The 11,478-nt window shown below is 63.8% G+C and carries 11 protein-coding genes; 7 read left to right on the top strand and 4 right to left on the bottom strand.

Features of this window, described 5'->3' with window-relative positions; translation table 11 throughout:
- Window positions 1–193: 193 nt before the first annotated feature.
- From NP503_RS11135 to NP503_RS11105, 7 genes are all read left to right on the top strand, one after another.
- Complete coding sequence (locus tag NP503_RS11135; protein ID WP_127267605.1) at window positions 194–1,957, top strand: ABC transporter ATP-binding protein; 1,764 nt, start codon at window positions 194–196, stop codon at window positions 1,955–1,957.
- A 205-nt stretch (window positions 1,958–2,162) separates the two neighbouring features.
- Window positions 2,163–3,371, top strand: coding sequence for an ABC transporter substrate-binding protein (locus tag NP503_RS11130; RefSeq protein ID WP_127267606.1), 1,209 nt, complete (start codon window positions 2,163–2,165; stop codon window positions 3,369–3,371).
- Window positions 3,372–3,383: 12 nt separating this feature from the next.
- The gene (locus NP503_RS11125) at window positions 3,384–4,163 is read left to right on the top strand and encodes an ABC transporter ATP-binding protein (RefSeq protein WP_127267607.1); all 780 of its coding nucleotides are present in this window, start codon (window positions 3,384–3,386) and stop codon (window positions 4,161–4,163) included.
- Window positions 4,156–4,866, top strand: coding sequence for an ABC transporter ATP-binding protein (locus NP503_RS11120; protein ID WP_127267608.1), 711 nt, complete (start codon window positions 4,156–4,158; stop codon window positions 4,864–4,866). Before NP503_RS11125 ends, NP503_RS11120 begins: the two co-directional genes overlap by 8 nt.
- Window positions 4,867–4,873: 7 nt before the next feature.
- Window positions 4,874–5,761, top strand: a complete 888-nt coding sequence (locus tag NP503_RS11115) for a branched-chain amino acid ABC transporter permease (protein WP_127267609.1) — start codon at window positions 4,874–4,876, stop codon at window positions 5,759–5,761.
- A gap of 22 nt (window positions 5,762–5,783) precedes the next feature.
- Window positions 5,784–6,755, top strand: a complete 972-nt coding sequence (locus NP503_RS11110; RefSeq protein WP_127267612.1) for a branched-chain amino acid ABC transporter permease — start codon at window positions 5,784–5,786, stop codon at window positions 6,753–6,755.
- 177 nt (window positions 6,756–6,932) lie between these two features.
- On the top strand, window positions 6,933–7,991 hold the full coding sequence (locus NP503_RS11105; RefSeq protein WP_127267613.1) for an aminopeptidase: 1,059 nt from the start codon (window positions 6,933–6,935) through the stop codon (window positions 7,989–7,991).
- Between the two features lie 85 nt (window positions 7,992–8,076).
- Here NP503_RS11105 and NP503_RS11100 read toward each other — a convergent pair whose 3' ends face one another.
- The 4 genes from NP503_RS11100 to NP503_RS11085 all read right to left on the bottom strand — a co-directional run bounded on the left by NP503_RS11100 (window position 8,077) and on the right by NP503_RS11085 (window position 11,403).
- Window positions 8,077–8,310 carry a hypothetical protein gene (locus NP503_RS11100; protein WP_127267610.1) on the bottom strand — a complete coding sequence of 78 codons (234 nt, stop codon included), beginning with the start codon at window positions 8,308–8,310 and terminating at the stop codon, window positions 8,077–8,079.
- A 104-nt stretch (window positions 8,311–8,414) separates the two neighbouring features.
- Window positions 8,415–8,798, bottom strand: coding sequence for a VOC family protein (locus NP503_RS11095; protein ID WP_127267611.1), 384 nt, complete (start codon window positions 8,796–8,798; stop codon window positions 8,415–8,417).
- A gap of 95 nt (window positions 8,799–8,893) precedes the next feature.
- Complete coding sequence (locus tag NP503_RS11090) at window positions 8,894–9,874, bottom strand: 2-dehydropantoate 2-reductase (protein ID WP_127272486.1); 981 nt, start codon at window positions 9,872–9,874, stop codon at window positions 8,894–8,896.
- 2 nt (window positions 9,875–9,876) lie between these two features.
- Window positions 9,877–11,403 carry an acyl--CoA ligase gene (locus tag NP503_RS11085; RefSeq protein WP_127268034.1) on the bottom strand — a complete coding sequence of 509 codons (1,527 nt, stop codon included), beginning with the start codon at window positions 11,401–11,403 and terminating at the stop codon, window positions 9,877–9,879.
- Between the last annotated feature and the right edge of the window lie 75 nt (window positions 11,404–11,478).

Below are 11,478 nucleotides of genomic sequence, written 5' to 3'. Positions count from 1 at the left end.
CCCCCCTCTGTCCTGCCGGACATCTCCCCCTCAAGGGGGGAGATCAGATGTCACTTCGGCTTTCGCCAATCTCTAATGTTGCAAGGGGGAGCGCCGGCCCACGTGACGGCCAATCTCCCCCCTTGAGGGGGAGATGTCCGGCAGGACAGAGGGGGGCGTGCCGGAATAAACCTCTCAGAACTTTGCCTTTGCAATGACCTCAACCCCCAAACCCGTCCTCGACATCGCCAACCTCTGCGTCAGCGTGCGCGGCGAGGACGGCGAGCGCGAGGTCGTCTCCGACCTGTCGCTGACGCTGGCGCGTGGCGAGACGCTCTGCATTGCCGGTGAATCCGGCTCCGGCAAATCGATGACCGCACTGGCCATCATGCAATTGCTGCCGCAGCCGGCGGCGCGCATATCGTCTGGGAAAATCCATCTGGGCGATACAGATCTGACGACTCTCGACGAGCGCCGGATGCGGCGCATTCGCGGCGACCGCATCGCCATGATCTTCCAGGAGCCGATGACCTCGCTCAACCCGGTGCTGTCGATCGGCCGGCAGCTCACCGAATCCATCGAGGCACACACCAGCCTGTCGCAGGGCGAAGCTCGTCAGCGCGCCATCGAGGCGTTGAAGGCGGTGCGCATTTCAGAGGCCGAAAGCCGGCTAAAGCAGTTTCCGCACGAACTGTCCGGCGGCATGCGCCAGCGGGTGATGATCGCCATGGCGCTGGCGCTCGAGCCGGACGTGCTGATCGCCGACGAGCCGACGACGGCCCTCGACGTCACCGTGCAAGGCGAGGTGCTGGAGCTGCTGCGCGACCTGCAGCGCCAGCACGGCACCAGCGTCATCCTGATCACCCACGACATGGGCGTCGTCGCCGAAATGGCCGACCGCGTCATCATCATGCGGCATGGCCGCATGGTCGAAGAGGGAAGAACCGCTGACATTTTTGCCAGGCCGCAAGCCGACTACACGCGCGAACTGCTTGCCGCCGTGCCGCGCATCGGCAGCGGTATCGGCCGCCAGAAATCCAGGGATGTCGAGGCGGCGGCGCCGGCCAATGTCGCCGAGGTCAAGGACCTGCATGTCCGCTTCGACCTGCATGGCGGCTTCTTCGGCCGGGTCACCCGCCGCGTCCACGCGGTGGAAGGCGTGACCTTCTCGATCGCGCCCAACGAGACGCTGGCGCTGGTCGGCGAATCCGGTTGCGGCAAGTCGACAACCGCCAAGGCGTTGGCCGGACTGGTGCCTTACAGCGGAGGCGTCGTCATCGGCGGCCGCAATTTGTCTGGCCTTGGCCGCGACGAGCGCAAGGCTGTGCGCCGCGACGTGCAGATGATTTTTCAGGATCCCTACGCCTCGCTCGACCCGCGCATGCGCGTCGGCGACCTCGTCGCCGAGCCGCTGCTGATCCATGGCATCGCCTCGAAGCAAGAACGCAGCCAGCGTGTCGCGGCGCTGTTCGAGCGCGTCGGCCTGTCGGCTGACCAGATGGATCTCTATCCGCATGAATTCTCCGGCGGCCAGCGCCAGCGCGTCTGTATTGCACGCGCTCTTGCGCTGCGGCCGAAGCTGATCATCGCCGACGAAAGCGTCTCGGCGCTCGACGTCTCGGTGCAGGCGCGTGTGCTCGATCTGTTGAAGGAATTGCAACGCGAATTCGGCGTCGCCTATCTCTTCATCTCGCACGACATGGCGGTGGTCGAGAACATCTCCGACCGCGTCGCCGTCATGTATCTCGGCCAGATCGTCGAAATGGGCACGCGCGACCAGGTCTTTTCCAACCCGCGCCACCCCTACACCAGACGCCTCATCGAAGCCGTGCCGGTGCCCGATCCAGCCAAGCGAAGAAGCCGCTTCGCCCGCCTGGACCAGGAGATCCCGAGCGCCACCCGCAGGATCGGCGAGGCGCCGTTGAAACTGGCGCTGAGGGATTTCGGCAACGGCCATCTCGTCGCCGCCGAGGGCTGAGCCGGCACTGCCGCCGGCGGTTCACGTGTTTGTGTCTCTATCTCGTGCTCAAGGCTCGCGTTCCGCCGCCAAACCGTATCGCTTCGAGCACGAAATCCCTAACGGCCTCTTGCCCTCTGTCCCTATCTTCCTCATGTTCAATACCATTGCGATGATCGATCGTAGGAGGGTCGGTCGGATTCATCGCTATGGGAGGAAGTCAACCATGAAGGTAAGCCTTTTCGTTTCCGCGGCACTTCTCGCCGTATCCGCGATCCCCGCCTCGGCCGCTGAAATTTCCGACGGCAAGGTCAAGATCGGCATCCTCAACGACCAATCGGGCGTCTACGCCGATTTCGGCGGCAAGTGGTCGGTCGAGGCGGCCAAGATGGCGGTCGAGGATTTCGGCGGCAAGGTGCAGGGAGCGCCGATAGAAATCATCAGCGCCGACCACCAGAACAAACCGGATATCGCCTCCAACATCGCGCGGCAGTGGTATGACACCGAGCAGGTCGATGCCATCATGGAACTGACGACCTCTTCGGTGGCGCTCGCCGTCCAGGGGATTTCCAAGGAAAAGAAGAAGATCGACATCGTCACCGGCGCGGCGACCACGGAGCTGACCGGCAAACAATGCTCGCCCTATGGCTTCCACTGGGCCTATGACACTCATTCGCAAGCGATTGGGACAGGCGGCTCTCTCGTGCAGCAGGGCGGCGACAGCTGGTTCTTCGTCACCGTCGACTATGCATTCGGCTATTCGCTGAAGGATCAGACCACCAAGTTCGTCGAGAGCCATGGCGGCAAGGTGCTGGGCGAGGTGCGTTATCCCCTGGGATCGACCGATTATTCGTCCTTCCTGCTGCAGGCGCAATCGTCGGGCGCCAAGGTCATCGGCCTGGCCAATGCCGGCCTCGATACCTCCAACTCGATCAAGCAGGCGGCCGAATTCGGCATCGTGCAGGGCGGTCAGCGTCTTGCCGCACTCCTGTTCACGCTGGCCGAGGTGCATGGGCTTGGCCTTCAAGCGGCGCAGGGCGTTGTGCTGACCGAAGGCTATTATTGGGATCGCGACGACAAGAGCCGCGAATTCGGGCAGCGCTTTTTCAAGCGCACCAACCGCATGCCGAACATGATCCAGGCCTCGACCTATTCAGCGGTGACGCAGTACCTGAAAGCGATCGACAAGGCCGGCACGGACGAGACCGAAGCCGTCGCCAAGCAACTGCATTCGATGCCTGTGGACGACGCCGCGATAACCAACGGCAAAGTGCAGGCGGACGGCAACATGGTCCACGACATGTACCTCTATCAGGTCAAGTCGCCAGCCGAGAGCACCAAGGAGTGGGACTACTACAAATATCTCGCCACCATTCCTGGCAACGAGGCCTTCCTGAGCGAAAAGGAAAGCGGCTGTCCGACGGCCGGCCAGTGATCGGCGCGGCCGATGGCGCCGACTGACCTGAGCGCGAACGAGCCGCCTGTGGTGCTTTCCGCCCGCGGGTTGCGGCGTGACTTTGCCGGCTTCATCGCCGTGAAAAACGTCGATCTGGATGTTCGCCATGGCAACATCCATGCCCTGATCGGACCCAACGGCGCCGGCAAGACGACCGTCTTCAACCTGCTCACCAAGTTCCTGGCGCCGACCAGCGGCAGGATCGAGCTGCTTGGCCACGACATCACCCGCACGTCGCCGGCCAGGGTCGCGCGAATGGGTCTGGTGCGCTCGTTCCAGATATCGGCGATTTTTCCGCATCTCAGCGTGCTCGACAATGTGCGCGTCGCCCTGCAGCGGCCGGGCGGGCTCAGCGTTCAGTTCTGGCGCTCGCTGGCGGCGCTCGACCGGCTGACGCCGCGCGCCGAGGAATTGCTGCGCTCGGTCGGTCTCGACGACGCCAGGAACAGGCTCGCCGGCGACCTTTCCTATGGCAGGAAACGCGTGCTCGAGATCGCCACGACCCTGGCGCTCGATCCGAAAGTGCTGCTGCTGGACGAGCCGATGGCCGGCATGGGGCACGAGGACGTGGCCACGGTTTCCGACCTTATCCGTTCGGTGGCCAAGGATCGCGCCGTGCTGATGGTCGAGCACAATCTGACTGTGGTGGCCGACCTTTGCGACTGGATAACGGTCATGCAGCGCGGCGAGGTGCTGGCCGCCGGCGACTACGCCACGGTCAGCCGCGACGAGCGCGTCAAGATCGCCTATATGGGCACCGCCGATGACTAGTACCGCACCTCTGCTTGCCGTCAGCGGCCTCAACGCCTGGTATGGCGAGGGCCATGCGCTGCACGGCGTCGATCTGGAAGTGTATTCCGGCGAGACGGTCACACTGCTCGGCCGCAATGGCGTCGGCAAGACGACGACGCTGCGGGCCATCATGGGGCTGATCCGCAAGCGAACCGGCGGGATCGCCTTCGACGGCCAGGATCTGATGCGGCTGCCGCTGCACCGCACCGCGCATCAGGGCATCGGCTTCGTGCCGGAGGAGCGCGGTATTTTCGCCACGCTGACCGTCGACGAGAACCTGGTTCTGCCGCCGGTCGTGGCCGAGGGCGGCATGAGCGTCGAGGAGATATTCGATCTGTTCCCCAATCTGAAGGAGCGGCGCAACAGTCCCGGCACCAGGCTGTCGGGCGGCGAACAGCAGATGCTGGCGATCGCGCGCATGTTGAGAACGGGTGTGAAAATGCTGCTTCTCGACGAGCCGACGGAGGGGCTCGCTCCCGTCATCGTGCAGCGCATCGGCGCGTTGCTGGCGACGTTGAAAAAGCGCGGCATGACGATCCTGCTGGTCGAGCAGAACTTCCGCTTCGCCAGCCGTGTCGCCGATCGTTTCTATCTGATGGAGCACGGCAAGGTGGTGGCAGGGTTCCCGGTCGGCGAGTTGCCGGACCGCATGACGCAGCTCCACGAAGTCCTGGGTGTATGATGGCGCCATGACGATGATCTTCGGCATCCCCGTTCAGGCCTTCCTCGGCCAGTTGCTGGTCGGCCTGATCAACGGCTCGTTCTACGCCATGCTGAGCCTGGGCCTGGCCGTCATATTCGGCTTGCTGCGCGTCATCAATTTCGCCCATGGCGCCCAGTATATGCTCGGCGCCTTCGTCGGCTATCTGCTGCTCACCTATCTCGGCATCGGCTACTGGCCGGCGCTGATCCTTGCGCCGCTGATCGTCGGTGTCTTCGGCATCGTGGTCGAGCGCCTGGCGCTGTCGCGGCTGTACGATCTCGACCCGCTCTACGGGCTGCTCTTCACCTTCGGCCTCGCGCTCGTGCTCGAAGGCATCTTCCGCTACTATTACGGCGTCTCGGGAAACCCCTACGCGGTGCCGCCACTGCTTTCGGGAGGCACCAATCTCGGCTTCATGTTCCTGCCCAACTATCGCGGCTGGGTCGTCGTCGCCTCGCTGATCGTCTGCTTCGGAACCTGGGCGCTGATCGAGAAGACCAGGCTCGGTTCCTACCTGCGCGCCGCAACGGAGAATCCCCGCCTCGTCCAGGCTTTCGGCGTCAACGTGCCCTTGCTGCTGACCCTGACCTACGGCCTCGGCTCCGCGTTGGCTGGGCTTGCCGGAATTCTGGCAGCGCCGATCTATCAGGTGAGCCCGCTTATGGGGTCGGATCTCATCATCGTCGTCTTCGCCGTCGTCGTGGTCGGCGGCATGGGATCGATCCTCGGCGCGATCGTCACCGGCTATATGCTTGGCCTTGCCGAGGGCCTGACCAAGGTCTTCTATCCCGAGGCCTCAAACCTCGTGGTCTTCGTCATCATGGCCATCGTGCTTCTGGTCCGGCCGGCCGGCCTGTTCGGAAGGGACGCCTGACATGTCGGAAGAGACATCTGACATGTCGGAACTGACGCTTCGCGAGACATCGGCCAAAACGTCGGCACGGCTTGAATGGACGCTGGTCGGGCTCGGCATCCTGGCGCTGCTGGTGGCGCCTTTCCTGGTCTATCCGATCTTCCTGATGAAGATGCTGTGCTTTGCGCTGTTTGCCTGTGCGTTCAATCTCCTGCTTGGCTACACCGGGCTGCTGTCGTTCGGCCACGCCACCTTTTTCGGCGGCGCCGCCTACTTCACGGCGCATGCCGTCAAGGTCTGGGGCTGGCCGCCGGAAGCCGGCATTCTGCTCGGCATGGCGGGTGCGGCCCTGCTTGGCTTCGTCATGGGCTTCTTCGCCATTCGCCGGCAAGGCATCTATTTCGCCATGATCACGCTGGCGCTGTCGCAGATGTTCTTCTTCTTCTGCGTGCAGGCGCCGTTCACGCAAGGCGAGGATGGCATCCAAGGTGTGCCGCGCGGCATGCTGCTAGGCGTCCTCGACCTGAACGTCTCGCTGAACATGTATTATTTCGTGCTGGCGGTGTTCCTCGTCGGCGTCTTCGCCATCTGGCGCATCGTCAATTCGCCGTTCGGCATGATCCTGCGCTCGATCCGCGAGAACGAGAACCGCGCCATTTCGCTGGGCTATTCCGTCGCCAACTACAAGCTCGGCGCCTTCGTCATGTCGGCGGCGCTGGCCGGGCTGGCCGGATCGCTCAAGGCGATCGTTTTCCAGTTCGCCACGCTCACCGACGTCACCTGGCAGATGTCGGGCGAGGTGATCCTGATGACGCTTCTGGGCGGCATCGGCACCATGGTCGGGCCGATCATCGGCGCCAGCCTTGTCATCGGCCTGGAAAACACGCTTGCCACTTCCGGCTTTCCGGTGACCATCGCCACTGGCCTGATCTTCATGGTGTGCGTGCTCGTCTTCCGGCGCGGCATCGTCGGCGAATTTTACGCGCGGATTTTCAAGCGGGCGGGAAAGGACTGATCAGCTGCAGGTTGATGGGACGCGGCTTGCGCGTGATGACGCATGCGTCTCCCCAATGAGCACCTGTCCGGATACTTCAGAAAGCTATAGACCTCGATCAAATCGATGCGACTGCTTGCGACCTGGGGCAATTGCGACTCCATCGGAACGGGTGAGCACTGCTTTGGGCAAATCGTGATGCGCGCATTCTTTCGATTGCTTGTCGTTGTAATCGTGGCGTCCGGCGTGACCGGTTGCACCAGTATTTCCTACTACGCGCAATCCGTGCAGGGCCATCTGCGGATCATGACGGCGCGCCAGGATGTCGGAAAACTGATCGAGGATCCGTCGACGCCGAAGGCATTGCGCGCGCGAATGGCATCGGCGAGCGCTATACGACAGTTCGCAACGGATGAACTGGCGCTGCCCGACAACAACAGCTACCGCAGCTATGTCGACATTGGTCGGGACTCGGTGACATGGGCTGTCTTCGCCGCGCCGGCATTTTCGCTGACGCCGCGAACATGGTGTTTTCCTGTTTTCGGCTGTGTTCCCTACCGGGGGTATTTCTCCAGGAAGTCCGCGACTGAAACCGCTGTCGAACTTCAAGGACAGGGCATGGACGTCTATGTGACGGGCATCACGGCATATTCCACGCTTGGCTGGTCGAGCGACCCGCTGCTCAGCACGATGTTCGGCCAGGATGAAACCTATCTCGCAGCGCTGGTGTTCCATGAACTGGCCCACCAGCGCGTCTACGTGCACGACGATTCCGCATTCAACGAGGCGTTCGCTGTCGCCGTCGAAACAACCGGCGTGAAAAAATGGCTGCGCGCGGCTGGCGATACCGCCGCATTGCGCCGTTACGAAGCCGCCCGGAGACGCAAGGCTGAATTTCTTTCGCTGGTGTCGCGGACCCGGGACGAGCTGGCGCAAGTCTATTCCAACGCCGGCACCTCGGAGCAAAAACTGGCCGCGAAGACGGCCGCGATTGAACGGCTGCGGATGCGCTACCGACACATGCGCGACAGGCGCTGGGGCCGATACCGGGGATACGATGCCTGGTTCGCTTCCCCGATCAACAATGCAAAGCTCGCCGCGACGTCCGTCTATAGCGATCGGGTGACCGCGTTTCTGCGCCTGTTCGACTTGTGTTCGGGCGACTATGTCAGGTTCTATGCGTCAGTCCGACGGATTGGCGCACTGGACCAAGCTCACCGCGTCGATGCACTTGCGGCGGCAGATCGCTGTTATTGAGCCGGTCAAAAGGGATGGCCCGAAGCGTCGGGGAACTTGCGTCCGAAACCAACCAAATCGCGCGATTGAGATCGCCCGCGCGGTTCTACTGGTCCGAGAACTTCACGCTCACGCCGCGCTGCCGAAAATAAGCCTGCATCAACTTGCGGCCCGAGCGGTTGTTCTGCGCCAGCTTGGCCGGATCGAACACCGCCTGTTTGATCCCTTCTCGCGTCAGCGCCGCCTTAAGCGCCGCGATATGTGTGTCGATGTCGGCATTGTCCGCCCGGAGCGAGGCATAGATGCTCTCGGTCGCCTCGGCCACGGTCAGTTCGCTCATTGGTGTCGTCCTTTGGTTGGTTGGGCGGCGCTTAGCACAGATTCGCGGTCCGCCGATACCGAGACCGTCAGTACACAGCGCCCGTCGCGAAAGCGAACCGTTCCTTATGGGGCTTCGTAGAGTTCCAGCGGCAATCCATCCGGGTCCCTGAAAAAGGTAAACCGTTGGTCCGTATATGGGTCGATCCGGATAGGCTCGACGGCAACGCCTGCGGCTTCCAGGCGGATAATTACGGGCTCAAGATTAGCCACAGCGAATGCCAGATGTCTCAGGCCTGTAGCCTCTGGGTGGGATGGCCGCATCGCTGGTGCAGGGAAGGAGAACAATTCCAGTTGGGCCGACCCGATCCGCAGATCCGCTTTCCATGACTGCCGCTCCTCCCGATAAACCTCCCGGATCAGATCGAGGCCGAGGAGTTCGACGTAGAACTGTCGCGACCGGTCGTAGTCGGTGCAGATGAGCGCGACGTGGTGAATGGCGTTCAGCATGCTGCTAACCTTGGTCAAGCTGGGATATGAGGCCAAGTTGCTTCAAGGCCTGGATCGTCGCGCGCCACGGCTCTGATTTGCCCTGTCCTTCCACCTCACCGATAACACCCGCGTTCCACCGCCAGCCGCCGCACCAGCGCCAGCACGGCATCGATGGTCGGGGTCGGCTTGTCCGTGAGCCGGCCAAGTTCCTGCACCGCGCTCACCAGCGCGTCGATCTCCATCGGCCTGCCGCGCTCCAGGTCCTGCAGCATCGAGGTCTTGTGTTCGCCGACATCGCCGGCGCCCTTGATGCGCCGGTCGACCGCTATGGGAAAACGCACGCCGAGGCTTTCGCCGATCGCCTGCGCCTCCAGCATCATGGTGCGGGCGAGCGCGCGGGTGCCATCGTCGGCGACAATCGCGGCCAGCGTGCTGCCGGTCAGCGCCGAGATCGGGTTGAAGGAGAGATTGCCCCACAGTTTTACCCAGATTTCGCTGCGGATGTCCTCGCGCACCGGCGCTTGCAAGCCGGCCTTGACCATTTCCTCGGCCAGAAGCGTAACCCGTTCGCTGCGCTCGCCGGAGGGTTCGCCGAGCGAGAAACGTTTGCCCTCGACATGGCGGATGAGGCCCGGCGCATCGACCTCGACGGCGGGATAGACGACCGAGCCGATAACGCGGTCCGGTCCGATCCGCTGCCAGATCGCGCCGCCGGGGTCGACCGCGTTCAGCCTGGTGCCTTCGAGCGGCCCGCCGACGCCGTGGAAATACCACCAGGGCACGCCGTTCTGCATGGTGACGACTGATGTGTGGTCCCCAAGCAGCGGCGCGATCTGGTCAAGGGCTGGGGAGAGAGAATGGGCCTTCAGCGCCAGCACGACGTAATCCTGGGCGCCAAGCTCGTCGGCTTTGGCGGCGGCCCGGACGGGGACCGAAATCTCCTGGCCATCCTCGATCAGGCGCAGGCCGTCCGCCTTGATGGCTTCCAGATGGGCGCCGCGCGCGACGATCGAAAGATCGGTCCGCCCAGTGATGGCGAGCTTGGCCGCGAGATAGCCGCCGATCGCGCCGGCGCCGAAGATGGTGATCTTCATCGTCAAAGCCCGAGTTTGGCGGCGAGGCCGATGCGCTGCAATTTGCCGGTCGCACCCTTGGGGATCTCGTCCAGGATCAGGATCTTGCGCGGCACCTTGAAATCGGCAAGCCGTGTCGCGGCATAGGTGCGAATGTCGCCCTCGGTGGCACTGATGCCTTCGCGCAGCACAACCGCCGCGGCCACCTCCTCGCCAAGCTTGTCATGCGGCATGGCGAAGGTGACGACCTGCGCCACCGCCGGATGGTCCATCAGCACGTCGTCGACCTCGAGCGGCGAGATCTTTTCGCCACCGCGGTTGATGATCTCCTTGAGCCGACCGGTGACCCTGAGATAGCCGTCCTCGTCGAGCACGCCCTGGTCGCCAGTGTGGAACCAGCCATGCGCGAAAGCCGTGGCATTGGCATCCGGGTTCTTCTCGTAACCCGTCGTGACATTGGGTCCGCGAATGACGATCTCGCCTGTCTCGCCGGCTGCGAGCAGCCGCCCGTCAGGCGCCATGACAGCCACGGCCGGACCGGCGGAGGCACCGACGCTGCCCGGCTTGCGCTGGCCCGGCGGCAGCCGGTTCGAGGCCATCTGGTGCGCGGCCTCGGTCATCCCGTAGGATTCGATCACCGGGCAGCCGAAGGTCGCCTCCAGCTCGGCCATCACCTGCGCCGGCAGCGACGCCGAGGATGAGCGGATGAAGCGCAGACGCGCCGCCGCCAGCGCCTCGGTGTTGCGTGCCGCGCGGGGCAGGATCGCCTGATGCATGGTCGGCACCGCCGTGTACCAGCTCGGCTGCGCCTCGCTCAGCCACTGGAAGAAGCGCAGCGCGTTGAAACCCGGCGTGCAGTAGATGCTGCCGCCGGCAGCCAGCGACGACAGCACGGCCGCGATCAGGCCGTGGATGTGGAACAGCGGCATGATGTTGAGGCAACGGTCATCTGGCGTCAGGCCAAGCGTGCCGCCGATATGGGCAGCCGAGGCCGCAATGTTTGCATGGCTGAGCGGCACCAGTTTTGGACGCGATGTCGTTCCGGAGGTATGCAGCAGCAGCGCAATGTCGCTGTCTTGCGCCATGTCGGGCGCGGCCTGCGGTCCGATCGCTGCGCCCTCGATCATGAAGCTGCCGGCGGGTGTGGCGGGCTGCACGACAAGCCGCAGCACGCCGATGCCAAGGCGTTCGGCCACCGTCACCGCCGGTCCGGTCTCGCCCTCCGCGACAAGGATTGCCTTGGCGCCGATGTCGGTGAGGTAGAAATCGAGCTCGTCGGCCCGGTAGGCGGGGTTGAGCGGTGCCGTCGAGGCGGCGGCCGCCACGGCGACGAAGGCGGTGGCCATCTCGGGCCCGTTCGGCAGCACGATCGCCACCCTGTCGCCGCGGCCGATGCCGCGCGCATGCAGCTGTTTTGCCGTATCGGCGATCAGGCTGCGCAATTCGCCATGGCTGAGCGTCGCCCTGTCGGGTGCCAGGATGGCGGGCGCATCGTCGGCGCCGGCGGCGAGACGGCGGGAGAGGTCTGCGTGGGTTTCGGTTTGGGTCATGATCACCGGCTGGATTTCGAACGACTATTGGTGGAAGCCCCGCTGACGGGCTTGCCTCGATATGGATACGCCATT

Origin of the sequence: Mesorhizobium sp. SEMIA396 (genome assembly GCF_024518615.1) — a bacterium.
Taxonomy (GTDB): domain Bacteria; phylum Pseudomonadota; class Alphaproteobacteria; order Rhizobiales; family Rhizobiaceae; genus Mesorhizobium.
The sequence above is the reverse complement of the archived record's forward strand: the minus strand, read 5'-3'. Positions and strand labels throughout refer to the sequence as shown.